Below are 26422 nucleotides of genomic sequence, written 5' to 3'. Positions count from 1 at the left end.
GGGTCCTTTCCTTTCCGGTACGGCTACCGCCCCGCAACCGTCCGCACCCCGATGGTGTTCTATAGAACGTGATTGACATGGAATGCCTGGATCCGGTGCGCAAAGCGTTGCTCGACGACCTCGACGAGGGGTTCGCCGAGCTCTTCAACGCTTACCGCGGTCTGGTGTTCTCGACCGCGCTCCGCCTGACGGGCAAGTGGGCCGACGCCGAGGACCTGACGGCCGAGGCGTTCCTGCGTGCCTACCGCGCGCTCGCCGACTACGACCACGACCGCATCTCCGCGCTGCAGCCGCGCGCCTGGATCGTCACGATCGTGATGAACGTCTGGCGCAACTGCGCCCGGCACAAGTCCCGCAAGCCACCACCACACCTGCTCGACGAGCCGGTCGAGACGCTGGACCCGGGTGAGGGAGTGGAGGAGGCGGCCCTGCGCCACGAGACCGGCGACGAACTGGCCGACCTGCTCGTCCAGCTCCCGGACGACCAGCGCGCCGCCGTGGTGCTGCGGCACGTCGTCGACCTGCCGGTCAGCGAGATCGCGACGGTCATGCGGATCCCGCAGGGCACCGTCAAATCGCATATCTCACGAGGCCTGAAGCGGCTGCGCACACTGGGAGGTGCCCGATGACCCACGACCCGATCATCACCGGACTCGCGGCACTGGCCGCGGAGCCGCCGCACGACCTCTACGACCGGATCGCCGCCCGCTGGACCCGCGTACCGGGCCCGATCGGCGAGTTGTCGGTGGCCTTCACCGATCGCGGCATCGCGTACGTGCACCACGGCGACGGCTTCGCCGAGACGTTCCGGCGGCGCTTCGGCCGCCCGCTGGTGCGGGCAGATCGCCCGCCGGCGGGACTGGTCCCCGCGCTGCGCACGGGGAAGGCGTCCGGGCTTGAACTGGACCTGCGCGGGATCAGCGACTTCCAGCGCGACGTGCTGCTGGCCGCGCGGACGATCCCGCGCGGCGAGGTACGCCCGTACGCGTGGATCGCCGCCAGGATCGGCCGGCCCAAGGCGGTCAGGGCGGTGGGTACCGCGCTGGGCAACAACCCGGTGCCACTGCTGATCCCCTGCCACCGGGTGACCCGCTCGGACGGCGTCCCGGGTGAGTACGTCTTCGGCGCCGGCGCGAAGGAGGAGGTGCTGGCGGGTGAGGGCGTGGACCTGGCGCGGATGCGCGAGCTGGCCACCTCCAGCGTCTTCTACCTGGGCAGCGACACCACGGGCGTGGTCTGCTTCCCGACCTGCCACAACGCCCGCCGGATCACCCCGGCGCACCGCGTCGGCTTCCGGACCCTCGACCAGGCCGAGCGGGAGGGCTACCGGCCCTGCAAGGTCTGCCGTCCCGGGTAGCGGATGAGCAGGCTGGCCTGCACGACGTCGGGTCCCTGCGCCCGGTAGAGGTGCGGCCCGTCGGACGTCCAGCTGATGTGGTCGCCGGGGCCCGCCGTCATCGGCGCGGACGCCGGCCCGGCGATCAGGGTGCCGTGGAAGACGGTGAGGTGTTCGGTGACGCCCGCATGGTGGGCGGGCGAGGACTGGGTGGTTCCCGGCGGGACGCGCAGCCGGTAGAGCTCGTAGGTGACCTCCTGGTCCTCGAACACCTCCAGCAGGGTGGCCTCGACGGCGGTGCCGTACATGACCTGGGGTTCCGCGGGGGTGTCGAGGATGGCGCCGATGGGCACGCCGAGCTGCGCGGTGATCGCCCAGAGCGTCTCCAGGGTGGGGTTGCGCTGACCGGTCTCGACGCCGGAGAGTGTGGCCTTGCCGATCCCGGCCCGCCTGGCCAGCTCCGACAGGGAGACTCCGCGTGCCTCCCGTAGCCTGCGTACACGCTGACCCACCTCGCGCGGGTCGCCGTCGAGCGCCGGCCGGGAATCCATGCCGCCCATCTTGCCCTTTCGCCGCCGACTTCACTACTGTTCCATAAATGGAACGAACTACCCTGAGACCGGTCATCGCCGGCATCGTGACCGCGGTGGTCGGCTTCGCGAGTTCGTTCACCATCGTGCTGGCCGGCCTGCGCGCCGTCGGCGCGGACTCCCGCCAGGCCGCCTCCGGCCTGCTCGTCCTCTGCGTGGCCGTGGGCATCACGACCATCGTCCTTTCCGTACGGCACCGCATGCCCGTCACCGCCGCCTGGTCGACTCCCGGGGCGGCGCTCCTGTTGTCCACCGGCCCCGTCGACGGCGGCTACACCGCGGCGATCGGCGCCTTCCTGGTCTGCGGCCTGGCCATCATGGCCACGGGGCTGTTCCCCGCGCTCGGCCGCCTCATCGCCCGCATCCCGCAGCCGATCGCCGGCGCGATGCTGGCCGGCATCCTGCTCAAGCTGTGCCTGGCGCCGGTGGCCGCGGTCGCGCAGGTACCGCTCATGGCGATCCCGGTGATCGTGATCTGGGCGCTGCTCTACCGGTTCGCCCGCATGTGGGCGGTGCCGGGCGCGCTGGCCGCCGCCGTCGTGGCGATCGTGGTGACCGCGCCCTCGCTCACGTTCGACGCGGTGCCCGTGGTGGCGCCGGCCGTACCGGCCTTCACCGGCTCCGCCATGGTCGGCATCGCACTGCCCCTCTTCCTGGTGACGATGGCCTCCCAGAACGTGCCGGGCATGGCCGTCCTTTCCGGGTACGGCTTCCGCCCGCCTTTCGGCGAGGTGCTGCTGACCACCGGGGCCGGCACCGCCGCAGGGGCCTTCCTCGGCGGCCACGCCATCAACCTGGCCGCCATCTCCGCGGCGCTCGCCGCCGGGCCCGACGCGCACGAGGACCCCGCGCGCCGCTGGGTCGCCTCCCTGACGTCGGGCATCTGCATGGTCGTCCTGGGCCTGGGATCGGGCCTGGCGGTGGCGCTGGTCCTGCTGGCGCCGCCGGTGCTGATCGAGGCGGTGGCGGGTCTGGCGTTGCTCGGCGCACTGGCCGCCTCGATCGCGTCCGCGTTCAGGGCCGGGGTGGAAAGAGCCGGGGTGGAAAGCGCCGCCGTCACCTTCGTGGTGACCGCCTCTGGAGTCTCCTTCTTCGGCGTCGGCTCGGCCTTCTGGGGCCTGCTGGTGGGCGGCGCGTTCCACCTGTTGACGAACTACAAGGACAGCTTCCGCTCGACTCGCGTCACCGAGTCGGCGTAGTCGGGCTCGGCGGCCATGGCCGCGGCCATCCGCAGGTGCGGCAGCGCCTGCTCCGGCTTGCTCGCCCGCTCCAGCGTCCGGCCCAGCAGGAACCGGGCATAGTGGTCGCTCGGGTCGCGCTCGACCAGCGTGCCCAGGGCCTTCTGGGCACGGCCGAGCTGGGCGGAGTGGAAGTAGGCACGGGCGGCGAGCAGGAGCACGCCGGGATCGTCGCCGTGCTCGTCGAGCAGCGGCTCCAGCATGTACAGGGCTCCGAGCGCATCCCGCTGGCCAAGCAACCGCTCGGCGTAGCGGTAACGCTCGATCTCGTTGAGAAGCGTCATGGACGGTTGAACAATCAACTGATTGGCGGCATTCCGCGATGTGGATGCGCCCATCCTGGACAGACCGCTACGATTCTGCAGATGTCCGGATCGTCTGGTGTGGTGGCACCCCCTCAACCCGGGCCGACACCGGCTCAGCGAGTGCCCTCGCCGTACTCGCTGCCCCTGCACACCCTGCGTCTGGCGGGCAAGTGCGCGCTGCCGCTGGTCCTGTGGTTCTCCGCGGGAGAGGCGGCCCGATGGGCGCTCCTCTACATCGCGACCGAGATCTCCCACGGCGACTTCCGCCAAGCCCGCCTGGTGGTGACCATCACCCTCATGACGGTCATCGTCATGCTGGCGATGACCGTCATCACCGGGATGATGCTCTCCCTGCGCGCCGCCATGTGGGAGAACGCCGCCCGCCGGGCCGACGGGGCCGAGGACGAGTCGTTCTGGTCCTCGCTGAACCGGATCGCCCCCGCGTTCGCGGTGATCTATCTCGCCTGGGAGCTGTACAAGCCCGACGCCAGGGCCTTCGTGGCGATGGACCTGCTGCACAACCTCGACGACAACTTCTACAACGTCATCTTCAACAACATCGCCAACGGCACGAAGGAAGAGACCACGCTCACCACCGGGCTGGTCGGTCTCGACTGGCGCGTGTCGCTGGCCGCCATGGCGGTGGCGCTGGGTCTGCGGATGCTGTTCGAGCGGCAGGTCGAGCGCGGAGCCGGCAAGCTGGCCGGCGTCGCGACCGCCTTCGCCGAGTTCGCGTTCATGTTCTGCGGCCTCAACGCGGTCTTCACCTTCAGCGCGCTGCGCGCCGACTGGGCCGAGCACCGCGTCGTGGTCTCCGAGGCGGGGGACATCGTCACCAAGGCCAAGGAGAGCGTTCCCGGGCTGGAGGCGTTCTGGGGCTGGGTGGGCGAGGCCTGGCCCTTCATCGTGGACGCCCTGGTCATGCCGCTCACCTGGCTGGCCGTCGCCGTTCTGGTGTTCGGCGGCACGGTCGACGACACCCGGCGGGCGCTGCGCGGCACCCGGCTGGCGGGCAGCGTCGACAGGCTGGAGGGCTCGCACGAGGTCACCCAGCGGTCGGTCAACCGCATAGTCGGCGGGTTCCAGGAACGCTGGGTCCCGGTCGTGAACGCCTTCCGCGTCACGGTCAAGGGCGGCGCGACGCTCTTCGGGCTGATGTGCCTGCTGTTCGTGGGAATCCGGGTCGGCGCGGACTATCTGGACAGGGCGGTCAGCACGTTCATCGGGTCGCCCACGCCGTACATGTGGTTGTGGGTCAGCTGGCCCGTCGACTTCGTCAAGAACCTGCTGGTGACCGTGCTCACCTACTGCCTGCTGGCCGCCACCTTCGACATCGCGGCTACCAGGGCCCGCGCCCGCGGCGAGGACATCACCGCCTGAAGACGATCACATCGTTGCGGCGGGACTTCTCCGTGTCCTCTTCGTTCGCCTCGAACAGCTTCTCCGTCGGGGTGTCCATGCGGTAGGTGATGTCCGGCTCCAGGTTCAGCTGGACCTCCTTGCCGACCGCCGCCGGGACGACCGCCATGGCCAGGTAGCTGTACTCCTTGCCTACCTCGTGCTTCTCGGTCGGGGTGTTGTCCTCGTAGATCTCGGCCATCCAGGCACGCCCGGCGGCGTCCTTCAGCGTCAGCTTCGGCTTGGCGGTGAGCACGGCGCCGGTGGCGTCGGTGGCGGAGCGGGTGACGGTGATCTTCAACCACTGCTTGTCGGGCGTGTTGTGCCTGCTGCCCGGGGGCGCCGTGGCCGGTTCGATGGCCGACTTCCAGGACACGTGCTCGTAGGTGAGCGTCTGGCCGGGCCCCGCCAGGTGCACGGTCGGGCTGGGCCGCCCGCTCTTGTAGAACAGGTACCGGTCGGCGGTCGGTACGCCGAGGGCCACCACCAGGGCGACGACCGCCCCGATGCCGAGCAGGAGACGGCGCGGCCTGGGCGGCGGCGTGGCGGCGGGCGGCGTCTCCTCCGGAGGGGTCCACGGCGGCTGGGGCGGCCTCGGGGGCAACGGCCCCGCGCTCGGGATAGCCGGGATGGGCTGCGTCGAGCTGCCGGCCGGCTCGGCGGGAGCGGGCGGCCACACCTGCTGGTCGGCGTGGATCGCGGGCCGGGGGCGTGGCGGCGTCGGGGCGGCGGCCCGGCGCCCCGGACGCCGAATCGGCGGCGCCGGCGGCTGCGGACGCTGCGGGGGCTGGCCGGCGGGCGGGGCGAACCAGTCGCGCTCTGAATCGTGCGTGCTCATCGTCTACTTCTTCTCGCCCAGCGTGTACACGTCCTGAGGGGCGGCGGCGAGTCGCTTGGCCGCCGTCTCGTCGATGCCCAGGTCGATCTCGGCCGCCGGCGGCATCGGCTCGCCGTAGAAGGCGCTCGTGGGCGCGACGAACGAGGCCTGGGCGCCGGCCAGCACGTCGGCGGGCACGTCGAACACGAACACACCCGAGGCCCACCAGCCCGGCTGGCTCCACACGTTCGCCAGCGTCTTGCTCCTGTCGACTTTGTCGGTGGCGTCGAAGCGCCGGCCGTCCTCGGCGACCAGAACGGGCGGCCGGATCTTCGTGGGCTCCAGCGGTACGGTCGCGGAGGTCTCGACCACCAGGAAGATGTTGCCCGTGACGGCGGTCTTGTCCCCGGCGCGGATGGACTTGGCCGTCTTCACGCCGTCCACGCGGATGGTGAACCGTCCGGTGGCGACCTCCTCGCCCGTGTCTCCCGTGGTCGCGAGCGGCATCGACAGGTCGTCGTCGCTCAGGCCCAGGGTCTGGAGTCCCACGGCGGCCGCGGCCAGCGCGAGGCCCACGACGGCGCCGAGAACCTTGGAACCGCCCCCGCGGGCGGGCGCGCGGCGTCTGCGCGGCGCCGCCGGCCGCTGGTCGGTCGCCGTCACTGCGTCGCCTCCTGCTTCACAGGGGCCTTGATGGTGTAGAGCACTTCCACGGCGCGCTTCCGGGTGAAGGGGTCTTCCTTGTCGACGGGCATCCACACCGTCGTGCCGGAGATGGGGCTCTCGTTCTTCTCCAGCTTGGACAGGCTCAGGGCCACCTCTGGCGGAGCCTGGGCCGCCTTGTCCAGCTCGTAGCGGACGGTCACGTTCGACGGGACCCCGGGATGCAGTTGGGAGCTCTTGCCGTCCTCGCCCGAGGGGATGAAGGCCTGCGCGCCCCACTGCGACTTGATCTCCGGCGTCATCTTGATCAGCGTCCCGGCGAAGCCGCTGCCGGCGCCGGTGGCGCTGGAGCCCGCACCGGTCGTGATCGTCGTGTCGCTCTTGTTCGTGACCTTGAAGAGGATGTCGAGATACCGCCGGTCCTCCGCGAACTCGCCGGGACCTCGCTGGACGGTGATCTTGGCCTCCACGAACTCGGTCTCGTACAGGCCCTGGTCGATCTTCTGGCCGGCGGCCATCTGGGGCGGCGGTTTGTCGGGCGCGGTGTTCAGACCGCCGAGCAGGGCGGTGATGCCGAGGGCGGTGAGGATGACCAAGCCGATCGCGGGCACCACAACCGGGCGTTTGGGGGTGCTTGGTGCGCCGGAGGGTTCCGTCATGGGTATGGATGGTAATAGGTCGCGCTTGTACCATCTGCCGCAATGGTCCCATCCCTGTGATGGATTTGGCGGGAACCCTGCCCGAATAGGGGTTCTAGCTCTTACGCTGTCACGAGCGGCCGACGACGAGGTCGCCGCGGGACAAGGACATATCGCAGCCGGAGGGTCACGTGACGGACGTGCATCCCGAGCATGCGCAGCTCCAGGCCGACCGGATCTACCTGGGCTGGCAGTACGTCCTGCTGCACCCCGACCCCGGCCCGCCGCCGAAGCGGCCCTCGCCCATCGGCGACACCGGCGAGCCCGCCGACGCCGGAGAGCAGGCCCGGGTCGACACCGAGCTGCTGCGGCGCGAGAAGCTCCAGGAGGATCTGCTCAACCGGCCGGTCCGGATCTTCCGGATCTTCATGATCTTTCTCACGTTGCTCATCTTCACCCTCGCCCTGCTCGGCTACCTCGACTGGTCGTTCGCGCTGATCGGGTTCGTGGCCGCGGGCGGCGTCGCGGGAATCTGCAGCTACGCGCTGCTGCAGGGCGACCGGGCGGTGCGCTACCGGGTCCTGGAGCAGCAGGCGCGCGACGACCGGGTGCGTCAGGAACGTGACAAGGAGTTGTTCCGCGCCCAGGAGGAGCACGCCCAGCGCTACCGCGAGTGGCAGGAGGTCAAGGACCGCCACGACCGGCAGGTCAACTGGTACGCGGTAGCCGTACCGGATGAGATCGACCGCATCGACGTGGCCGGCGGGACGCTGCCCGGATGGTCGGCGCTGATCACGCTGATCGGCGCCACCCGGCTCTACAGCGGCGGGCACCTGACCGTGCTCGACCTGTCCGAGGGCGCCATCGCCAAGGACCTCATCGAGCTGGCCAGGCGCGGCGGCGACGACCCGCTCGTCTGGGTGCTGCCCGTCGACCTGCCCCGGCTGGACCTGGGGGCCACGCTCAAGCCGGAAGCGTTCGCCGACGTGCTGGCCCACGTCGTCAGCGTCAGCGAGGAGCACCGCACCACCCGCGACCTCAGCTTCGACAACGCCATCCTGGAGCGCGTGCTGGAGGTCCTGGGCGAGGACGCCACGATCAGACAGGTCACCGCGGCCCTGCGGGCGCTGGCCCAGGTGGGCGACCCGCGCGACGACCTGAGGTTCGGGCTGATCACCGCGACGCAGCTGGAGCGCATCGGGACGTTGTTCGGGCGCGGCGTCAGCGACCGCGTGGTGATCGAGCGGGCGTGGGCGCTGGAGTCGCAGCTGCGCAAACTCGAAACCCTCGGCACCCAGGCCGTCCGGCTCCCGCCCGCGCGCCTGCGCGTGGTGAGCATGGACCGTCAGGCGGGCGTGTTCGGCAACCGGGTCCTCGGAACGTACGTGGCCACGGCGCTGACCCACATCCTGCGCCAGTCGCCCGCCTCCGAGCGGCCCTGGTACCACACGATCATCGTCGCGGGCGCGGACAAGCTCCGCGGCGACGTGCTCGACCGGCTCATGGACGCCTGCGAGACCTCCCGCACCGGCCTCGTGCTGACCTACCGCTCGCTGACCCCCACGGTCAGGGAACGGCTGGGCCGCGGGCACGCGGCGGTGGCGTTCATGCGGCTGGGCAACGCCGAGGACGCGCGGGTGGCCAGCGAGCACGTCGGCACCGAGCACCGGCTGGAGCTGGCCCAGCTCACCGAGACGATCAGCGCCTCGGTGCCGGGGCTCGACGGCGGCTACACCTCGACGATCTCCCAGGTGGAGGAGTCGACGGAGGAGCGCGGTGACAACCGTACCGACCTGGCCGGGGACATCACCGAATCGACCGAGTGGGGCAGGACGGCGACCAAGATCGGCGAGAAGGAGCGGGTGCTGCAGCGCTCGCGGGAGTTCCTGGTCGAGCCGCACCAGTTGCAGCAGCTGCCCACGACGTCCGTGATCGTCACCGACGCCACCGCCGAGGGCCGCCGGGTCCGCCTGGCCGACGCCAATCCCGCGATACTGACCTTCCCCAAAACCACGCTTGGCGAGCTGGAGGACGTCCGCGACGCCGTACTGGCGCAGAACGGCAACGAGAACCCCGGCGAAGAGCCACCCCCGAACCTCGGCCCGCCCCCGCCGCGTCTGGACTGGCGCAAGGAGAGGTAAGGACCTCCCCAATGGCCGGTCCACACGCCGAATGGAGGCGGACTTTACTAAGAACCATCTGTGGGGGGATGAGATGCAGCTAAGCGGACCCTGGTACAGAATCCAGTCGATCGCCGCACCCTCGCGAAGTTCATCGGCGGAGTGGGACTTCGTCTCCATCCTGCCGGCCGTGCTCTCGGCGGCTCAGCGGCAGCGGCCGTTCGTCATCGGCTGGCTCTCGCGCGGCTCCGGCGCGCCGCTGGAGCTGATCACCAACGCCGGACCGCTGTCGCCGCCCCGGCAGCCGCGCCGCGCGCCGGGGCCAGAGGGCGCGCGCGGGCCTCAGCCGCTGCTGTTCCCCGGCGGGGCCAGGGGCGTGCAGCTGGGTGAGGAGTGCCTGGCCGACCTGTCCGACCTGGTGTGGATGCCCTGCCCGGGACGTCAGGCGCCGCCGCTGAACGCGCGCAGGGAGTACGACCCCGACGAGCTGAAGCGGCCCACGTTGTTCGAGTCGACGCTGGTCACGCTCATGTCGCGGCCGTTCGCCTGGCTGCTCGTGGCCGAGCCGACCGACCTGCTCGACGCGGAGGTCGCCCACCTGCGCACCCAGCTCAACGTCCTCAGGCAGTACGGCGACGCCTCCGAGCGCTCCAGGTTCGACGCCGAGCGCGCCGAGCGCCGCATGCAGGAGCTCGACGCCTTCCGCGAGGCCGGGCTGTGGAACGTCAGGGCGCTGGCCGGCGCCGCCACCGCCGACGAACTGCGCCAGCTCGCGCCCGTCCTGGTCGGCTCGGTCGAGATCGGCCACCACCCCTACCGGCTGCGCAGCGCCGCGGGCGCCGTCTACGCGCTGCCCGAGGCGCTGAGCCTGAACCTCCAGGACCCGGGCGACGGCGCCGCCGCGCCGTTCGCGGCCACCGCGGGCGCGCTGGCCGCCCTCGCCGGGCTGCCCAGGCGCGAGGTGCCCGGCCTGCGCGTGCTGGACGCCGGATTCTTCGACGTCACCTCGGAAGCCTCCGAGGCGGGCGAGCTCGACCTGGGCGAGATCCTCGACGGCCAGGACCGCGGCGTGGGCGCCTTCCGGGTGCCGCTGGCCACGCTCAACCGCCACGCCTTCGTCACCGGCGCGACCGGCTCGGGCAAGTCGCAGACCGTCCGGCACCTGCTCGAACAGCTCAGCGCCGCCAGGATCCCGTGGCTGGCCATCGAGCCGGCCAAGTCGGAGTACCAGGCCATGGCCGGGCGGATCGACGCCCCGGTCACCGTGATCAACCCGTCGGCGCCGGACAGCGTGCCGTTCAGCGTGAACCCGCTGGAGCCCGAGCCCGGTTACCCGGTGCAGGCGCACATCGACATGATCCGGGCGTTGTTCATGGCCGCCTTCGACGCCGAGGAGCCGTTCCCGCAGATCATGTCGCTGGCGTTGCAGCGGGTCTACGAGGCGACCGGCTGGGACGTCGTCACCGGCGGCGCGGTGCCCGGCTCGAAGGTGCCGCCCAGCGTGCCGACCCTGGAGCAGCTGCAGCAGCACGCCATGGACGTGATCCGGGAGATCGGCTACGGCCGCGAGGTCCAGGCCGACGTCGAGGGCTTCATCTCCCTGCGGCTGCGCTCACTGCGCGTCGGCTCGGCCGGGCGCTTCTTCGAGGGCGGCCACCCGGCCGACATCGGCGGGCTGCTCGAACGCAACGTCGTCCTGGCCATCGAGGACGTCGCCAACGACGAGGACAAAGCCTTCCTCATGGGCACGCTGATCATCCGGATCGTGGAGCACCTGCGGATGCGCGCCCGCGGCGAGAAGTCCGGCGGGCTGCGGCACGTGATCGTGATCGAGGAAGCGCACCGGTTGCTGCGCGACCGCGGCGCGGGCCGCGCCTCCACCCACGCCGTCGAACTGCTCGCCGGAATGCTCGCCGAGATCCGCGCGTACGGCGAGGGCATCGTCGTGGCCGAGCAGATCCCGACCAAACTCGTGTCCGACGTCGTCAAGAACACCGCGCTCAAGGTCGTGCACCGGCTGCCCGCCGAGGACGACAGGCAGCTGGTCGGCGCCGCCATGAACCTCAGCGACGAGCAGTCCCGCCAGGTCGTCTCGCTGCAGCCGGGCGCCGCGGCGGTGTTCGCCGACGGCATGGACCGGCCGCTGCGCATCATGGTGCCGCTCGGGGAGTCGCGGGAGAAGGTGCTGCCGGGGCCGCCGCCGCCGATCCGGGGGCGGCGCTCGGCGGCCTGCGGGGCGGCGTGCCGTACCGGACAGGCGTGCACGCTCGTGGAACTGCGCGAGGCGGACGTGCTCGCGGGCGCGCCCGAGTGGGCGTGGCTGCGAATCTGGTGCGACACCGTCGTGCTGGCCTTCGTCGGCAACCGGCCGCTCCCCGGGGTGCCGCGCGCGCTGGCCGGGGTCTGGGCCGAGGTTCCGGCCAGGCGGCGCGAGTGCCTGCTGGCCACGCTGGTCGAGCGGGCCGTCAGCAGGCGGGCGTGGGCGCTGCGGAGCTGGTTCGACCCGGCGCTGCTGGTGGAGAAGGCCGCGGAGACGGCGGCCAAGCTGCTGAACGCGGCCGAGGGCGGTGGCGAGCGGCCCGGTCCTTCGTGGGTGATCCCGCAGGTGCGGTGGCTGCACGAGGTGGACAGGCTCTTCCCGTTCGGGCATCCGGCTCCCGACCTGCGCGCGCCCGCGCCGGCGCTGGAGTACGCGCTGTTCGGCGCCGGCGCCGCCACCGAACTGGTGCGCAGCGAGCTGCTCGGCCACCGGGCCAAGGCGCTGCGCCACCACCCGCTGTCGATGGAGATCGACCACAACCGGGCGCTGGCCTGGCGGGTCATCCTGGGCGACGACGAGAACGAGGCCGTGCAGCGCGACATCATGACCGTCGCGATCGGGATCGAGGCCGCCGCGCGGTTGCGGCACGTCGGGCAGATGATGGGCGCGGGGTGGCTGGAGAGCGTGCTGTCGTGGCCGCGGCGGTTCGTGCTGCCGTTCGAGAACGGCGGCGCCCCCGAGATCACCTTCGCCGAGTCTGGGTAGGTCTGCCCGTGTGCGACTGACCGTGATTGGAATACTGCTGGTTGTAGCCGCCCTGGGCGCGGTGTACGTGCTGGCCGACACCTTCGTCAGGCCGCCCATCACCGGGCTGGCGCCCGCGAGCCCGCCGCCGGTCGAGAGCGCGCGGGTCGTGTGGGTGAACGACGGCGACACCATGGTGGTCGCGCCGGTCGACGGGGAGTACGCGGGGCGTGAGCAGCGCGTCCGGCTGATCGGGATCGACGCGCCCGAGATGCGGCCGTCGCCGCAGTGCTGGGCCAGGCAGTCGGCGGACGCCTTGCTGAAGCTGGCGCCTCGGGGGTCGATCGTCACCATCGCCTTCGACACGCGGAAATTCGATGACTACCGGAGGCAGCTGCGTTACGTGTGGAATGCCCGGGGGGTGCTGGTGAACGAGAGCCAGCTGGCCGAGGGGAACGCCTTCTTTCTTCGCGTGTGGCCGAACGTGGCGTACGAGAAGGAGTTCCGGCAGCGGGCGGAGCAGGCGCGTACCGGAAAGAGGGGCTTGTGGGGCGGTTGCCCCGATCCCCGGCCGCCCGTCCACGGCGGGAATTCGGCGGTAACGCCGAGTACCGGCCAGCCTTGACTAGGATCCATAACCATGACCCAGCTTCCCCTGCGGGCTCAGCTCGCGAGTGCCCTGGGGCGCAGTGCCGCCACCTTGTCCAGGATGACCGGACGTGGCGACGGTTCGGTGATCGGCGGCCGCGTGGGCCTCATGCTGGAGCCCGACCTGCTGCGCCAGCTGGCGCGCGACCGCAGGCTGGCCCTCATCAGCGCCACCAACGGCAAGACCACCACCACCCGGCTGATCACCTCCGCGCTGCTGGAGATGGGCGAGGTGGCCACCAACGCCTACGGCGCCAACATGCCCGCCGGGCACGTCTCCGCGCTGTCGCAGCACAAGGACGCGCCCTACGGTGTGCTGGAGGTCGACGAGAAGTACCTGCCCGAGGTGCTCGACACCACCGGCGCCGGCGTCGTCTGCCTCATGAACCTCAGCCGCGACCAGATGGACCGCGCCGCCGAGATCTGGCTGCTGGCCCAGAAGTGGCGCCGGGCCCTGTCCGGCAAACCCACCCACGTCATCGCCAACTGCGACGACCCCCTCGTCACCTGGGGCGCCTCCACCGCCGCCAAGGTCACCTGGGTCTCCGGCGGCCAGCGCTGGAAGGAGGACAGCTGGTGCTGTCCCGAGTGCGGTGGGCCTCTTGACCGTAAAGACAGGCACTGGGCTTGCCGCGAGTGCACCTTCCACCGGCCCGAGCCGCAGTGGATCCTCGACGACGACGCCGTGATCGACCCGCGCGGCCAGCGCTGGGTGCTCGACATCCAGCTGCCCGGCTCCGCCAACCGCTCCAACGCCGCCATGGCCCTGGCCGTCGCCGAGGCGTTCGGCCTGCCGGTCGAGCGTGCCCTGCCGAGGCTGCGCGAGGTCACCTCCGTGGCCGGCCGCTACACCACCGTCGAGCGCGACGGCCGCCACGCCCGCCTGCTCCTGGCCAAGAACCCGGCCGGCTGGCTGGAGGCCTTCGACGTCGCCGACCCGGCGCTGCCGATCATCCTGTCGGTCAACGCCCAGGGCCCCGACGGCCGCGACACCTCCTGGCTCTGGGACGTCGACTACCGCATCCTGCGCGGGCGGCCCGTGTTCGTCACCGGTGAGCGCCGGCTCGACCTGGCGCTGCGGCTCGACGTCGCCGACGTACCGTTCGCGCTGGCCGACACCTTCGCCGAGGCCCTCGGCGCGCAGCCGCCCGGCCGGGTCGACGTGATCGCCAACTACACCGCCTTCCAGCAGATCCGATCGGAGTTCGGCCGTGCCGTCTGACAGCACCCTGCGCATCGTCTGGATCTACCCCGACCTGCTCAGCACCTACGGCGACCAGGGCAACGCGCTGGTGCTCGAGCAGCGTGCCCGCCGCAGGGGCATCGACGCCGAGGTCGTCCACGTACGCTCGGCCGACCCCGTACCGGAGACCGGCGACATCTACCTCATCGGCGGCGGCGAGGACCGCCCCCAGATCCTCGCCGCGGAACGGCTGCGCCGCGACGGCGGCCTCCACCGCGCCATCGCCCGGGGGGCGGCCATGCTGGCCGTCTGCGCCGGCTACCAGATCATGGGATCCACCTTCGGCGGCGAGGAGGGCCAGCCGGTCGACGGCATCGGCCTCCTCGACATCAGCAGCACCCGCGGCCCGGCCCGCGCCGTGGGCGAACTCGTCGCCGAGGTCGACAGCGCGCTCAACCTGCCCACCCTCACCGGCTTCGAGAACCACATGGGCGTCACCCAGCTCGGCCCCGGCGTCAAGCCGCTGTCCCAGGTCGTCACCGGCGTGGGCAACGGCAACGGCTTCGAAGGCTGCTACGCCGGCCACGTCGTCGGCACCTACCTCCACGGCCCCGCCCTCGCCCGCAACCCCGCTCTGGCCGACCTCCTGCTGACCTGGTCGGCCGGCGACCTCCCGCCCCTGGACGACCGCTGGTACGAGGCCCTGCGCACCGAACGCCTCTCCGCGGTCCTGCCCCGTTGACACGTGGGCCTGTGACCGCGCTTCGGGCGATCGCCTTCGGTCCTGCTCGGGTGAGTTCGCGGGACGCGTTTCTGGACGATCGTTACCGGCGTGCGGCGGTTGCGGCGCTGGGTCAGTAGATCAGGGCCTGGGCGCCTTCTGCCACCGCTTCTTCGACGAAGGCCGGGGCGCCGGCGATGCGTACGCCGTCGATGAGGTCGTCGACCGTGATCTCGCGGCGGGCCGCGCACTGGGTGCAGACCGTGACCCGGCCGGCGGCCAGGACCACGTCCAGGAGGTCGGTCAGGGGAGCGGCGTGGGGGAGGCTGAACTCCTTGGCCCTTCCCGGCAACGCGAACCAGGAGGCCTCGCCGGTCAGCCAGAGCGAGACCGGGACACCGCTGGCCAGCGCGGCGGCGGCGACGGTGAAGGCCTGGTTGCACCGCTCGGGGGCGTCGGCCCCAGCGGTCACTTTGATCACCAGTGATCGTGCCATGCAGGCCACCCTACGCCTCCTCCACCGGACCTCAGAACCTCGCCCGGTACCCCGGGAACGGCGGGCGACGGAGAGTAATGTTGGGCGGCATGGAAACCCCTGAGGCGCACCCCGATCTTGAGCACATCTCCTTCCTCCTGGGCAGGTGGGAAGGCGCGGGAGTCGGCGGTTATCCCACGATCGAGAGCTTCAACTTCGGGCAGGAGATCGAGTTCGGGCACAACGGCAAGCCGTTCCTGGAGTACGTGAGCCGGACCTGGCTGCTCGACGAGGAAGGGAACCGGGTGCGGCCCCTGGCCACCGAGTCGGGCTACTGGCGGGCGCGGCCCGAGCGGCAGCTCGAGGTGGTGCTGGCGCATCCCACGGGCATCGTGGAGATCTACCTGGGCGAGGTCGTCTTCCACAAGATCGAGCTGCGCACCGATGTGGTGGCGCGGACGGAGTCGGCCAAGGAGTACACGGCGGGGCAGCGGATCTACGGGCTGGTCAACGGGAACCTCATGTGGGCCTATGACATGGCCGCCGTCGGACACCCGCTGACGTCCCATATGTCGGCGGAGCTGAAGAAGGTAGCTTGAGCGGATATGACTACCCCTTTCACCCCTGATGTCGTCGAGGCGATCAAGCGCCACATGAACGACGACCACACCGACGACGCGCTCATCATCGTGCGCGGGCTGGGCGGGCGGCCCGAGGCCACCGAGGCGGTCACGAGTGACGTGACGGCGCAGGCGATCGAGTTCACGATCGACGGGGGCGAGAAGCTCGACGTGCCGTGGGGGGAGACGCTGACCGAGCGTCCCCAGGTGCGCAAGGCGGTGGTGATGCTCTACCGCGAGTCCTGCGAGAAGCTCGGGATCCCCTGGCGGGCCGAGCACTAGGCGGAAAAGGCAAAGGGCCCCGGGCAGGTTCCGCCCGCTCGAGCGGGCGGGCTGGATGGGCCATGGGTCGGGATGGACCTCCCGCCCCCCAGCAGCCTCGGGGCCCCGGTGGTTGCCTCGAATTTCGCCGAAACGACGCGAGACAATGGAGTCCGCTTCGTTAGCGGACAACCACCTCGCTAGCCCAACTATGAATCACCATTGTTTGGACCACCTCCTTTCCGCGTGCAGACGACGCTATGCGAGGCTCCCGAACCCGGGCAAGCGATTATTCTCGGGGCATGACGGAGACGCAGTGGCACGAGGAACTCCGCGCCAAGGGCTACCGGGTGACGCCGCAGCGCCAGCTGGTGCTGGAAGCGGTCAAGGACCTGGAGCACGCCACCCCGGAGGAGATCTGCGTCAAGGTTCGTGAGACCGCGCGGGGGGTGAACATCTCCACCGTCTACCGGACCCTGGAACTGCTCGAAGAGCTGGGCATGGTCACCCACACCCATCTCGGCCACGGCGCGCCCACCTACCACCTGGCGGCCGACGCCGACCACGTGCACCTGGTCTGCCGGGGGTGCGGCGAGGTCGGGGAGGTGGGGCCAGAGATGGCGGAAGGCCTGGTCAAGGGGCTGGACGACCAGCTCGGGTTCGTCGCCGACGTCCATCACCTGACCGTCTTCGGGCTGTGCCGCAACTGCAGATAGCCTGGAGGGCATGCGTAGCCCTCTGCTCGATCTCCCCGGCGCGGTCGCGGCCGATGCCCCCGACGCCGACGTGGCGGCGCACTACGGCGATCTGTTCGCCGAGCAGCGCGCGCTGATCAAGGGAGAGGCGGTCGTCGACCGCAGCAATCGCGAGATCGTCCGCGTCTCCGGGGCAGACCGGCTGAAATGGCTCAACGATCTGACCTCCAACAAGCTCGACACCCTCAAGCCGGGGGAGTGGACCCAGACCCTCATCCTCGACCTGCAGGGCCGCGTCGAGCACCACCTCACGCTGGTCGACGACGGCGAGGCCGTTCTCGCGCACGTGGAGCCCGGCACTTCCGAGGCGCTGATCGACTACCTCGACAAGATGCGCTTCATGCTGCGCGTCGAGGTCTCCAGCGCCGACGACGAGCTGGCCGTGATCTCCACCGCCGACGGCGACCGCTACATCCCGCGGGCCGAGCTCAACGCGGGTCTGGGGCGCATGGCCGGGATCTGGGCGTACGAGGCGCTGCGCATCGAGCGTCACCAGCCGCGCCTCGGGCTCGACACCGACCACAAGACCATTCCCCACGAGGTGGGCTGGATCGGCGAGGCCGTACACCTGACCAAGGGCTGCTACCGCGGGCAGGAGACGGTCGCGCGCGTGCACAACCTCGGCCACCCGCCCCGCCGCCTGGTCTTCCTGCACCTCGACGGCAGCGTCGACACGCTGCCGCCGCACGGCGCGCCGGTCATCTTCGAGAGCCAGGAGGTGGGCGCGGTCGGTTCGTCCGTCCGTCACCACGAGCTCGGGCCGATCGCGCTGGCCGTGGTCAAGCGGTCGGTCCCGGTCGACGCACCGCTGCTGGCGGGCGGCGTCGCCGCCACGCAGGAGATCATCGTCCCGCCGGACGCGGGCCGCAACGTCAGCATCGACCCGGCCATGCGCCGCCGCATCCGCTAGTTCTGCCCGGTACGGCAGGGGCCGGGCTCAGCCTTCAGCGCAGGTCACCTTCGCGGCGCAGCTGAGGCCCCCGGCCGCGCCGGTGACCTTGATCCGGGTCGACTCGGGCACGGTCAGCACGTAGTCGGCCGCGCACCCGTCGTCGCACGAGTAGGCGATGCGCAGCCGCCGGGCGTCCTCCCAGGCTTCCTCGTGGTGGCGCGCGCCGGTCCAGCTGAGTTCCCGTTTGATGGCGACCCGCTGCCGTCCCCCGGCCACGACGGTGAGGCGGATGGGCCCGTCGGCCTCGATGGCCAGATCGGCCCCCGGGAGTTCGTGGTAGCCGAACGTCGTCTCCGTCTGCGGCACGGGCGCCGGGCCTGGCTCACGGTCGAAGGTTTGGACGGCCAGCGCGGCGACGAGGAGCGCGGCCCCGGCCGGCACTGCCCAGAGGATCTTTCGCATACCAGCACGATAGGAAGCGCCGCCCGTCTGGGGACATGGCGGTGGATGGCCGGTTGTGGGTGGGGCCAGCCCCACCCTAGACGTCGATCACCAGCGTGATGGGGCCGTCGTTGATCAGGGAGACCTTCATGTCGGCGCCGAAGCGGCCGGTCTCGACGTGCGCGCCGAGCGCCCGCAGCCCGGACACCACGGCCTCCACGAGCGGCTCTGCCACCGGCCCTGGGGCGGCCGCCTGCCAGGTGGGGCGGCGGCCCTTCCTGGTGTCGGCGTAAAGGGTGAACTGGCTGATGACCAGCAGCGGCGCGCCGACGTCCGAGCAGGACTTCTCGCCGTCGAGGACGCGCAGCCCCCAGAGCTTGGCGGCCAGCTTGCGCGCCTGCTCCGCCGTGTCCGTGTGGGTGACGCCCACGAGCACGAGCAGCCCCGGCTCGTCGATCGCGCCCACCGTCTGACCGTCCACGACCACCGAGGCCGTACTTACTCGCTGCACCACCGCCCGCATGGGAACTCATTCTCGCCGATCCGTAGACTCCTGCTGAAGGGGGGCGGGGAATGTCGCTCGTTGTCGAGGTTGTCCGGTCCGGGTTCGTGGAGTCCACGCATCTGGCGCGGGTGCTCACCGTGAACGCCGACGGGACGCCGGTCGACGCGCACGGCGCGGTCCACGTGCCCGCCTCGCCGCGTTCGTCGATGAAACCGCTCCAGGCGCTGGGCATGCTCCGCAACGGGCTCTCGCTGGAGGGTGAACTGCTCGCGCTGGCCTGCGCCTCGCACGCGGGCGAGCCGTACCATGTGGACGGGGTTCGCAAGATCCTGGCCGGGGCCGGGCTGGAGGAGTCGGCGCTGCTGTGTCCCGAGGACTATCCCGAGGACCGGACGGTCACCGACCGGGGCCGCGTGTACATGAACTGCTCGGGCAAGCACGCCGCCATGCTCGCGACCTGTGTGCTCAACGACTGGCCGCTGGGCTCGTACCTGGAGCCCAGGCATCCGCTGCAGCGGGCGGTCCGGGCGACGGTCGAGGAGCTGACCGGGGAGCGCGTGGCCGCCTCCGGGGTCGACGGGTGCGGGGCCCCGTTGTTCTTCGTGTCCATGCTGGGGGTGACCAGGGCGTTCCGTGCCCTGCCGCTCGGCGGGCCCGGCAGCCACGAGCGGCGGGTCTTCGACGCCATGCGCGCCTACCCGCAGTGGACGTCCGGCACGCACCGGGACGAGGCCAAGCTCATGCGGGCCGTACCGGGACTGATGCTGAAGTCCGGGGCGGAGGCGTTCGACGCGTTCGTCTTCGAGGACGGGCGGGCCGGCACCGTCAAGATCGAGGACGGCTCGTCGCGCGCCCGCACGCCCGTCACGGTCGCCGCCCTGCGCCGCCTCGGCCTGTCCGGCCCCGACCTGGACGTCCTCGCCACGGGTGTCCTGTACGGCGGCGGCCGCCCTGTGGGCGAGGTCCGCGTGCGCCCATAGGGCGGCGCTTCAGCCGCGCAGGATGTCGGCGACCTCCCGCTGGCCCTTCTTGACCGCATGCCGCAAGGAGGTCACCCCGTCCCGGTCGGCCAGTTCGCGATCGGCGCCCGCGGCCAGCAGCAGGCGGACGATCTCCTGGTACCTGGCCGAGCCGTCGCCCAGGATCACCGCCTCCAGCAGGCCGGTCCAGCCGAGGTCGTTGACGTGGTTGACGTCGATGTCCGTCTTCAGCACCTCGCGGACATAGTCCACGTGACCGCGCTCGCACGCCGGGATCAGGGAGACGCCGCCGTAGCGGTTCCTGATCGTCAGGTCCGGGTTGGCGGGCAGCAGGACGCGTAGCATCGCCACACTGCCGGTCACACCGGTCACCAGCCATGGGGTGTCGTGCTGGGCGTCCAGCGCGTTCGGGTCGGCGCCCGCGGCCACCAGGATCTGCGCGACCTCCACGTGATCGGCGGCCGAGGCCAGCAGCAGAGCGGTACGTCGGCGCCCGTCACGGGCCTCGAGATCGGCCCCCTCGGTGACCGCCTCGCGCACGGCGGCGGCCTCACCTGCGGCGGCGGCGGTAAGCAGTTGTTCGTCAAGCACGTCTGATCCTTTCACGGCTGTTCGGGAGGTAACGCCCGGAGCGGTCGATACCGCCCGGCCATCGCCTCCACCACAGGCCGCCGCCACGAGCCCTAGACCCGCGAGCAGCAGCCCGCGCCTGCCAACCCCACCCACGCCCCCATCCTCTCTCCCTTTTTCACCTTTTTGGACAGAACGGGATATATCCCGCGAAAGGGGTCGGCGGCATCAGCCCAGTCGGCCCTGGACGGCCTTGAGACCGGCCTGGGCGATGGCCTCGTCGATGTCGCCGCTGGGCGCGCCGCCCACGCCGATCCCGGCGATCGGCGCGCCGCCCGAGGCGACCGGGACGCCGCCGGCCAGCAGCAGAGTGCCGGGAATGGCGGCCAGAGCCTGGTTCTTGGCCAGGGCGCTGGTCGGCTGGCCGAAGGACACCGCGGTGAACGCCTTGCGCTTGGCCGACTCCTCCGTCTGCGGCCCGGCCCCGTCGCCCTTGAGGATGAGGCGGGTGGCGCCCGAGCGGTCCACGATGGCCACGGTCACGCGCTGCTTCTGCTTGGCCGCCTCCTTCTGCACCGCGTCGGCGATCTTGAGGGCGGCGTCGGCCGACAGCACGTTGGTCTGGACGACCGCGGGCGCGTCCGGCGCGGCGGCCTGCGCGGCGGTGCTGGTGACGCCACCGGCGACGGCGAGGGCGGCGAGCGAGGCGGCGGCGAAGCGGGTGCGGAGCTTCATGGTGTTCCTCCAGGTCAGTGGTCGGTTCGACGAGTTCCAGACTGCCGGGACGAACCGGCCACGCCATCGGGAGAGCGGTCGATGCGTGGGAGAGAATCGGTCGAGGGGCGGGTCAACCGATCGGTTGATGCGGGCGCCGGGGGCCCCGCCTACGCTCGCACCACGGCGAGGGGGTGAGATGGAGCGGATCTGGCTCAACCGGGCGATGCACGCCGGCTTCTTCCTGTTGCTGGCCGCCTCCGCCTCCCGCCTGGTGGTACGCCACGCGATGGACCTCACGACCGTCGCGGCCCTGGCCGACGCCGGCCTGCTGGCGCTCGTGTACGCGGGCGGCGTTCTGCTGTGGGAGCGCCTGGGCCGCAGGGGCCGGCTGGTCTGGCTGGCGGTGGTCCTCGGGTGCTGGCTGGTGCTGGTGGAGCTGGCGCCGTCGTTCGCCTGGTGCGCGATCCCGCTGCTGTATCTGTGCCTGCGGCTGCTGTCGTTGCGGATGACGCTGGTCGCCGCGGCCGTGCTGACCGTCGCGGTGATCGTGGCGCAGATCAGCCTGTCCGACCGGTTCGACCCCAGCCTGGTGCTGGCGCCGATCGCCGTGGCGGCCATGACCATCGTGATCTTCTGGGAGCTGAGGAAGGCGGGAATCATGCAGGAGCGCGAGCGCCTCTCGCGAGAGATCCACGACACCCTCGCCCAGGGCCTGACCAGCCAGCGCATGCTGCTGCAGGCGGCCGAGCGGGTCTGGGAGTCCGACCCCGCGCAGGCCCGTTCCTACGTCAGGACGGCGATCGAGGCGGCGGGGGAGAACCTCGACGAGGCCCGCCGGTTCGTCCGCGACCTCGGGCCCGCGCCGCTGGCCGTGCGGTCGCTGCCCGAGGCGCTGACGGCGCTGGGCGCGGAGTTCCGGCTGGAGGGCACGGAGTTCCCGCTGGCCGACGGGACGCAGGCCGTACTGCTGAGAGTGGCTCAGGGAGCGGTGGCGAACGCGCGCGAGCACGCCCGCGCGAGCCGGGTGATCGTGACGCTCGCCTATCTCGACGACGAGGTGACGCTGGACGTGTACGACGACGGGGTGGGCTTCGACCAGACGATGGCCGTGACCCGCCCGGGGCGCGGGTACGGTCTGCGGGCCATGCGCGACCGGGTCGCGGAGGTGGGCGGCACGCTGACGGTGGAGAGCGCGCCGGGGGAGGGCACGGCGGTGGCTGCGAGGATTCCGGTATGAAGCTGTTCCTGGTCGACGACCATCCGGTGGTCAGGGCGGGCATCGCCGCGCTGGTCGGCGGCGAGGCCGACATGGAGATCGTGGGCGAGGCGGAGAACGCCGACGACGCGCTCCGGCTGATCGCCCTGCGCCGGCCCGACGTGGTGCTCATGGACCTGCAACTCGGCGACGGCCCCGACGGCGTCGCGGCGACCAGGAAGGTGCGCGCGCTCGACGACGCGCCGCAGGTGCTGGTCCTGACGACGTATGAGACCGACGCCGACATCGTGCGCGCCATCGACGCGGGCGCCACCGGCTACGTGCTCAAGGCCTGCCCGCCGGACGAGCTGTTCCAGGCGATCAGGGCCGCCGCCAGGGGCGAGACGGCACTCTCACCCAGGGTGGCGACCCGCATGATGCGCCGCATGCGCGACCCCGGCCCGGCGCTGACCACCCGAGAGATCGAGATCCTGGAACTCCTGGCCCGCGGGGCGGGCAACAAGGAGATCGCCAAGGCCCTGTTCATCACCGAGGCGACGGTCAAGACCCACCTCAATCACGTGTACGGCAAGCTCGGCGTCGACACCAGGACCGCAGCCGTCAGCAAGGCCGTCGAGCTCGGCCACATCCGTCTATAGGATCACCTGCCCGATCCTGTCCACCGTGCCGAACGGGTCACCGGCGCCGATGCGGTTCTTGGTGATCCCGATCGAGAGCCCGGTGGCCTTGTCGGCGAAGGCCGCGGTGCCGCCGCTGCCGCCCATGCCGAAGTAGGTGGGGCGGTCGAGCACCTGGGTCAGCCCGACGGAGTACCCGAGCCCCCAGGTCGCCTGCATGCCGACGACCTCGTCGGTCCCGCTGGCCTGCACCGAGGTGGCCTCGGCCAGCCGCGCGGCCGGGATCAGGCCGTTGAGCAGGGCGTCGTACATGCGGGCCAGGCCCCTGGCGGTGGCCGTGGCGCCGGCGTCGCTGGTCAGGACGTCGGGACGGTTGCTGAAGGCGGCGTCGGGCAGGGCCGCCATCGGCGCGGCGGTGTAGCCGTCCACGACGCGGAAGAACGGGATCTGCGCCGTCATCTCCGGTGTCAGCTCCATCGGCGGGCCCTCGGGGTCCTCGATGACGGCCAGGCGCGGCAGTTCGGCGGGGGGCACGGCCAGGAAGAGCTCGTCCGCGACGCCCAGCGGCAGCGCGACCTGCTCGCGCAGGATCTGGGAGACGGTCTTGCCGGACGTCCGCCGGACGATCTCCCCCATGAGGTACATCCAGGACTGCGGGTGGTAGCCGATCGTGGTGCCCGGCTCCCACCAGGGCTTCTCGTCGGCGACGGCCGCGCACATCTTGTCCCAGTTCGCGATGTCGGCCGGCGTGGTGTCCACGGGCACGCCGGGCACGCCCGCCCGGTAGCTGAGGGCATGCCGTACGGTGGCCCGCTCCTTGCCATGGGCGGCGAACGCGGGCCAGTACTCCGCGATCGGCGTGTCGTAGGCGATCACGCCCTGCTCGGCCAGCAGGTGCACGACCGTGGCGATCATGCCCTTGCCGGTGGAGGTCACGTAGACCGGGGTGTCCGAGGTCATCGGGCGGCCGGTGGCGGGGTCGGCGAGACCCGCGACCGCGTCCACGACGAGCTCGCCCCCTCGGTACACGGCGACCTGGACGCCGCGCTCCACCCCGGTCTCCACGAGCTCGTCGATCGTGGCCTGAACGTTCTTCTGCAGATCAGTCATGCCCATATGACGAGGCATCGCCGGAAAAGGAATCGGGCAGACCCATCTCCGGGAAAAGTTCGTGGTCGAAGGTGGTGATCTCGCTGATCAGCGGCCCTTCCATGCGGAAGACGCCGAGCCAGGACGCCGAGAAGACCTCCTCGCCCGGCCGGCGCAGGTACGCGGCGATCGCGGGCTGGCGGTTGACCCGGGCGGGCAGCACACGCCAGTCGCCCCACGAGGCCTCGCCGGACATCTGCGGGCCCCACGAGGAGACGAACGCCTCGCGGCCGAGGATCCACCCCGGCGTGGGCGGCATGGTCTGCCAGACGTCCGATGCGAGCAGCGCGGGCAGGACCGAGGGGTCGCCCTGTTCGAGCGCGTGAATGTACGTGCGCACCACGGCCAGTTCGTCGGCGCTGCCCGAGCTCATGCGCTGGGCGGGCAGGTGCTCGCGCAGCACCGGCCGGGCACGCTGCAGGGCGCTCTTGACCGCGGTAACGGTCGTGTCGAGCGCCGCGGCGGTCTCCGGCGCCGACCAGCCGAGCACGTCGCGCAGGATGACGACGGCCCGCTGCTTGGCGGGCAGGTGCTGGATCGCCACGAGGAAGGCCAGCTCGATCGTCTCGCGCTCGATGACGGAGTCGAGCAGGTTGTCCGGGTAGGGGCTGATCCAGGGCACGTGGGTGGAGACCGGCCACGGCATCCCCGCGTCGGCCGCCATGGGCGTGTCGAGCGGCTCCGGCCGCCGGGGGTTGGCGCGCAGGAAGTCGAGGCAGGCGTTCGTGGCGATCTTGTACAGCCACGCCTTCAGGTTGTCCGGCGGCTCGTCCCGCTTGCGCCAGGCGCGCAGGAACGTCTCCTGGACCAGGTCCTCGGCCTCGTGGAAGGAGCCGAGCATCCGGTAGCAGTGAACGTGCAGTTCCCTGCGATGGCGCTCCAGCTCCTCGGCGTTCACAACGAGCGCAGCTGCCGGGTGGCGGAGATCGCGCCGGACGTGGTCGTGGTGAAGGTACGCATCGACCCGGCGAACTTGGACAGGTCCCATTCGGCCGGCCCGTGGTACCAGTACAGGTTGTCGGCCTGGTGGCCGTTGCCGGTGACCGAGGCCACCACGCGCGACCAATGCTCCACGCCATCAAAAATCACGGCGTAGGGCAAATATCGCGAAAAAAGCTCGACTCGGTGCTGCTCGGGGACATTTTCCAGCTCGCCGGAGAAGAGGTACTGCCGGAAGCCCAGCGTGTGCGCCAGAGCGGCCGACCCCTTCGCGGTCTTGGCCGGCATGAACTGCCCGCCCACCGCCAGCGCCGCCCCCGCGATGATCAGGGCCAGGCCCAGCAGCCCATAGGTGGTGAACCAGGCCAGCCCCACCGTGGCGAGGATCCCGGCGCCGATGAGGACGAAGCCGGCCGTGGTCCAGCGCGTGCGCTCGGTGTCGGGCCGCCGGGCGAACCACCCCTGCCGCACGACATCCGCGTACAGCTCATCCCGCACTTTCCCGAGATTTTTCGCGAAGGATCCGGACAACTCCGACAACAGGACGGCGTCCCGGCCCTCGAACACCGCGTCGTACAACGCCTTCTCGTACGGCAGCAAGGCCTCGACCGGCGCGCTTGGCAGCCTGACCAGCGTCCAGTCCGGCGCGTCGTAGGCCTGCCTGGACTGCTCGTCGATCCGCAGGTATCCGCGCACCGCCAGGTCCACGATCGTCGCGGTCACGTCGACCACGTCGGCCTGCTCGTCCACGAGCGTGCCGATCTGACCGGGACGCACCCCGTCCGGCGGCGAGAAGTGCCCGTTCTGCACGGGGTCGACGGCGGTCTCCTGGCCGGCGATCCGCGCGTCCCGCCCCCGTGTCCAGTACAGGAGCCCGATCCCGCCCAGCATCAGCACCAGCAGCGCGGCCAGGGCGCCACCGGTGATCCCGTTGAGCGTGAACGCGGCCGCCAGCGAGAAGCGCCGCTCCAGGATGGGGGCGCCGGAGCTGGTGCCCTTGGGGTAGCCGACCACGACGGTGAGGGCCTCGCCGGGCGCGAGGTTCTCCTGCTCGAAGTCGGCCTGCGTGGCCCCGTGGTCCATGGAGGCACTGGTGCAGCCGATGGCCGAGGTCAGCTCGCCGGCGAAGCACGACAGGTTCTGCACCATGCCGGCGCCGGTGACCTTCACCGTGGCCTTGGAGACCGGGACGTTCCAGCCGTTGACCGCGAACCAGCGCAGCTCCTCCACGCCGCCGGACGGCGTGACAGCGCCCTTCACCTCGTAGGTGACGGTCGCGGGGGCCTTGACGGTGAGCACGTCACCGGCGAGCTGGCCGCCCTTGACGTTGGCGATCTGGTAGACGCGGTCGTTGCCGTCGTCGTAGCGGGTCCTGGTGAGGAAGGTCCGCTTGACCTCGCCCGTGCCGCCGATCTTCTCGCTGACCTGGAGCACACCGTCCTTGCGCAGTTCCAGGCTGACCTGGTCGGTGATCGGCGCGGCGGCCGCGCTCGCCCATGCGGGCACCGCGGTCAGTGTCAGGGCGGCGGCGCCCAGCAAGGCCAGCGTCAGCCTGATTCCGGTCATGGCGGCAAATCGTATCGGTTCGCCCTATGTCTGGCAGGGGTATGCCTCTGACCAGGGG

At 71.2% G+C, this 26422-nt stretch carries 29 protein-coding genes; 16 read left to right on the top strand and 13 right to left on the bottom strand.

Annotated features, from left to right (window positions below; all coding sequences use genetic code 11):
* Window positions 1-77: 77 nt before the first annotated feature.
* Window positions 78-629, top strand: coding sequence for an RNA polymerase sigma factor (locus ACIBI5_RS52440; RefSeq protein ID WP_379622802.1), 552 nt, complete (start codon window positions 78-80; stop codon window positions 627-629).
* A complete protein-coding gene (locus ACIBI5_RS52435) occupies window positions 626-1357 on the top strand; it encodes a methylated-DNA--[protein]-cysteine S-methyltransferase (protein ID WP_397259055.1) in 732 nt (243 codons plus the stop codon). The genes ACIBI5_RS52440 and ACIBI5_RS52435 overlap by 4 nt, the downstream gene beginning before the upstream one ends.
* On the opposite strand, the gene ACIBI5_RS52430 is transcribed toward ACIBI5_RS52435, so the two are convergent.
* The gene (locus tag ACIBI5_RS52430; protein WP_397259053.1) at window positions 1324-1887 is read right to left on the bottom strand and encodes a helix-turn-helix domain-containing protein; all 564 of its coding nucleotides are present in this window, start codon (window positions 1885-1887) and stop codon (window positions 1324-1326) included. The genes ACIBI5_RS52435 and ACIBI5_RS52430 overlap by 34 nt on opposite strands.
* Before the next feature lie 47 nt (window positions 1888-1934).
* On the opposite strand from ACIBI5_RS52430, the gene ACIBI5_RS52425 reads away from it, so the two are divergent.
* Window positions 1935-3125 carry a benzoate/H(+) symporter BenE family transporter gene (locus ACIBI5_RS52425; protein ID WP_397259050.1) on the top strand — a complete coding sequence of 397 codons (1191 nt, stop codon included), beginning with the start codon at window positions 1935-1937 and terminating at the stop codon, window positions 3123-3125.
* On the opposite strand, the gene ACIBI5_RS52420 is transcribed toward ACIBI5_RS52425, so the two are convergent.
* The gene (locus ACIBI5_RS52420; RefSeq protein ID WP_397259048.1) at window positions 3080-3448 is read right to left on the bottom strand and encodes a tetratricopeptide repeat protein; all 369 of its coding nucleotides are present in this window, start codon (window positions 3446-3448) and stop codon (window positions 3080-3082) included. The two genes, ACIBI5_RS52425 and ACIBI5_RS52420, sit on opposite strands and share 46 nt — an antisense overlap.
* An 81-nt stretch (window positions 3449-3529) precedes the next feature.
* On the opposite strand from ACIBI5_RS52420, the gene ACIBI5_RS52415 reads away from it, so the two are divergent.
* A complete protein-coding gene (locus ACIBI5_RS52415) occupies window positions 3530-4849 on the top strand; it encodes a hypothetical protein (protein WP_397259046.1) in 1320 nt (439 codons plus the stop codon).
* On the opposite strand, the gene ACIBI5_RS52410 is transcribed toward ACIBI5_RS52415, so the two are convergent.
* From ACIBI5_RS52410 to ACIBI5_RS52400, 3 genes are read right to left on the bottom strand one after another with little or no spacing between them, the layout of a single operon-like run.
* Window positions 4839-5705, bottom strand: a complete 867-nt coding sequence (locus tag ACIBI5_RS52410) for a hypothetical protein (RefSeq protein WP_397259044.1) — start codon at window positions 5703-5705, stop codon at window positions 4839-4841. The two genes, ACIBI5_RS52415 and ACIBI5_RS52410, sit on opposite strands and share 11 nt — an antisense overlap.
* A 3-nt stretch (window positions 5706-5708) precedes the next feature.
* Window positions 5709-6347: a hypothetical protein gene (locus tag ACIBI5_RS52405; protein WP_397259042.1), complete on the bottom strand. Its 639-nt coding sequence runs from the start codon at window positions 6345-6347 to the stop codon at window positions 5709-5711.
* Entirely contained in the window at window positions 6344-7006 is a 663-nt protein-coding gene (locus ACIBI5_RS52400; protein ID WP_397259040.1) for a hypothetical protein, read from the bottom strand. The genes ACIBI5_RS52405 and ACIBI5_RS52400 overlap by 4 nt, the downstream gene beginning before the upstream one ends.
* 170 nt (window positions 7007-7176) lie before the next feature.
* Here ACIBI5_RS52400 and ACIBI5_RS52395 point away from each other — a divergent pair, with 170 nt between their 5' ends.
* The 5 genes from ACIBI5_RS52395 to ACIBI5_RS52375 all read left to right on the top strand — a co-directional run bounded on the left by ACIBI5_RS52395 (window position 7177) and on the right by ACIBI5_RS52375 (window position 14682).
* Complete coding sequence (locus ACIBI5_RS52395; RefSeq protein WP_397259038.1) at window positions 7177-9126, top strand: hypothetical protein; 1950 nt, start codon at window positions 7177-7179, stop codon at window positions 9124-9126.
* Between the two features lie 169 nt (window positions 9127-9295).
* Window positions 9296-12130 (top strand): ATP-binding protein, encoded by a 2835-nt coding sequence (locus ACIBI5_RS52390; protein WP_397259036.1) that lies wholly within the window; start codon window positions 9296-9298, stop codon window positions 12128-12130.
* Between the two features lie 22 nt (window positions 12131-12152).
* Complete coding sequence (locus tag ACIBI5_RS52385; RefSeq protein WP_397259034.1) at window positions 12153-12734, top strand: thermonuclease family protein; 582 nt, start codon at window positions 12153-12155, stop codon at window positions 12732-12734.
* Window positions 12735-12749: 15 nt separating this feature from the next.
* Window positions 12750-13979, top strand: coding sequence for a MurT ligase domain-containing protein (locus tag ACIBI5_RS52380; protein ID WP_397259032.1), 1230 nt, complete (start codon window positions 12750-12752; stop codon window positions 13977-13979).
* Entirely contained in the window at window positions 13969-14682 is a 714-nt protein-coding gene (locus tag ACIBI5_RS52375; protein WP_397259030.1) for a type 1 glutamine amidotransferase, read from the top strand. The genes ACIBI5_RS52380 and ACIBI5_RS52375 overlap by 11 nt, the downstream gene beginning before the upstream one ends.
* Window positions 14683-14794: 112 nt before the next feature.
* Here the strand turns inward: ACIBI5_RS52375 and ACIBI5_RS52370 are convergent, their stop codons facing one another.
* Entirely contained in the window at window positions 14795-15157 is a 363-nt protein-coding gene (locus ACIBI5_RS52370) for a DsrE family protein (RefSeq protein WP_397259028.1), read from the bottom strand.
* Window positions 15158-15246: 89 nt separating this feature from the next.
* Here ACIBI5_RS52370 and ACIBI5_RS52365 point away from each other — a divergent pair, with 89 nt between their 5' ends.
* From ACIBI5_RS52365 to ACIBI5_RS52350, 4 genes are all read left to right on the top strand, one after another.
* Window positions 15247-15735 carry an FABP family protein gene (locus ACIBI5_RS52365; RefSeq protein WP_397259026.1) on the top strand — a complete coding sequence of 163 codons (489 nt, stop codon included), beginning with the start codon at window positions 15247-15249 and terminating at the stop codon, window positions 15733-15735.
* A 6-nt stretch (window positions 15736-15741) separates the two neighbouring features.
* Complete coding sequence (locus ACIBI5_RS52360) at window positions 15742-16038, top strand: DUF2470 domain-containing protein (protein WP_397259024.1); 297 nt, start codon at window positions 15742-15744, stop codon at window positions 16036-16038.
* A gap of 281 nt (window positions 16039-16319) precedes the next feature.
* Window positions 16320-16733, top strand: coding sequence for a Fur family transcriptional regulator (locus tag ACIBI5_RS52355; protein WP_184958251.1), 414 nt, complete (start codon window positions 16320-16322; stop codon window positions 16731-16733).
* 10 nt (window positions 16734-16743) lie between these two features.
* Window positions 16744-17682 carry a YgfZ/GcvT domain-containing protein gene (locus ACIBI5_RS52350; RefSeq protein ID WP_397259022.1) on the top strand — a complete coding sequence of 313 codons (939 nt, stop codon included), beginning with the start codon at window positions 16744-16746 and terminating at the stop codon, window positions 17680-17682.
* A gap of 27 nt (window positions 17683-17709) precedes the next feature.
* Here the strand turns inward: ACIBI5_RS52350 and ACIBI5_RS52345 are convergent, their stop codons facing one another.
* Window positions 17710-18126, bottom strand: a complete 417-nt coding sequence (locus ACIBI5_RS52345; protein ID WP_397259020.1) for a hypothetical protein — start codon at window positions 18124-18126, stop codon at window positions 17710-17712.
* Window positions 18127-18202: 76 nt separating this feature from the next.
* A complete protein-coding gene (gene dtd / locus ACIBI5_RS52340) occupies window positions 18203-18628 on the bottom strand; it encodes a D-aminoacyl-tRNA deacylase (RefSeq protein ID WP_397259018.1) in 426 nt (141 codons plus the stop codon).
* Between the two features lie 50 nt (window positions 18629-18678).
* On the opposite strand from dtd, the gene ACIBI5_RS52335 reads away from it, so the two are divergent.
* Entirely contained in the window at window positions 18679-19590 is a 912-nt protein-coding gene (locus tag ACIBI5_RS52335; protein WP_397259016.1) for an asparaginase, read from the top strand.
* Window positions 19591-19599: 9 nt separating this feature from the next.
* Here the strand turns inward: ACIBI5_RS52335 and ACIBI5_RS52330 are convergent, their stop codons facing one another.
* The gene (locus ACIBI5_RS52330) at window positions 19600-20181 is read right to left on the bottom strand and encodes an ankyrin repeat domain-containing protein (protein WP_397259014.1); all 582 of its coding nucleotides are present in this window, start codon (window positions 20179-20181) and stop codon (window positions 19600-19602) included.
* Window positions 20182-20388: 207 nt separating this feature from the next.
* On the bottom strand, window positions 20389-20895 hold the full coding sequence (locus tag ACIBI5_RS52325; RefSeq protein ID WP_397259013.1) for a heme-binding protein: 507 nt from the start codon (window positions 20893-20895) through the stop codon (window positions 20389-20391).
* A 178-nt stretch (window positions 20896-21073) separates the two neighbouring features.
* Here ACIBI5_RS52325 and ACIBI5_RS52320 point away from each other — a divergent pair, with 178 nt between their 5' ends.
* On the top strand, window positions 21074-22114 hold the full coding sequence (locus ACIBI5_RS52320) for a sensor histidine kinase (protein ID WP_397259011.1): 1041 nt from the start codon (window positions 21074-21076) through the stop codon (window positions 22112-22114).
* Window positions 22111-22731: a response regulator transcription factor gene (locus ACIBI5_RS52315; RefSeq protein ID WP_184958235.1), complete on the top strand. Its 621-nt coding sequence runs from the start codon at window positions 22111-22113 to the stop codon at window positions 22729-22731. The genes ACIBI5_RS52320 and ACIBI5_RS52315 overlap by 4 nt, the downstream gene beginning before the upstream one ends.
* Here the strand turns inward: ACIBI5_RS52315 and ACIBI5_RS52310 are convergent.
* The 3 genes from ACIBI5_RS52310 to ACIBI5_RS52300 are packed head-to-tail and all read right to left on the bottom strand — an operon-like array spanning window position 22726 to window position 26364.
* Entirely contained in the window at window positions 22726-23820 is a 1095-nt protein-coding gene (locus ACIBI5_RS52310; protein WP_397259009.1) for a serine hydrolase domain-containing protein, read from the bottom strand. The genes ACIBI5_RS52315 and ACIBI5_RS52310 overlap by 6 nt on opposite strands.
* Entirely contained in the window at window positions 23813-24757 is a 945-nt protein-coding gene (locus ACIBI5_RS52305; protein WP_397259007.1) for an RNA polymerase subunit sigma-70, read from the bottom strand. The genes ACIBI5_RS52310 and ACIBI5_RS52305 overlap by 8 nt, the downstream gene beginning before the upstream one ends.
* Window positions 24754-26364 (bottom strand): DUF2207 domain-containing protein, encoded by a 1611-nt coding sequence (locus ACIBI5_RS52300; RefSeq protein ID WP_397259005.1) that lies wholly within the window; start codon window positions 26362-26364, stop codon window positions 24754-24756. The genes ACIBI5_RS52305 and ACIBI5_RS52300 overlap by 4 nt, the downstream gene beginning before the upstream one ends.
* Window positions 26365-26422: the final 58 nt, after the last annotated feature.

Source organism: Nonomuraea sp. NPDC050540, from assembly GCF_044457485.1.
Taxonomy (GTDB): domain Bacteria; phylum Actinomycetota; class Actinomycetes; order Streptosporangiales; family Streptosporangiaceae; genus Nonomuraea.
This window is presented reverse-complemented; position numbering and strand designations above follow the sequence as displayed.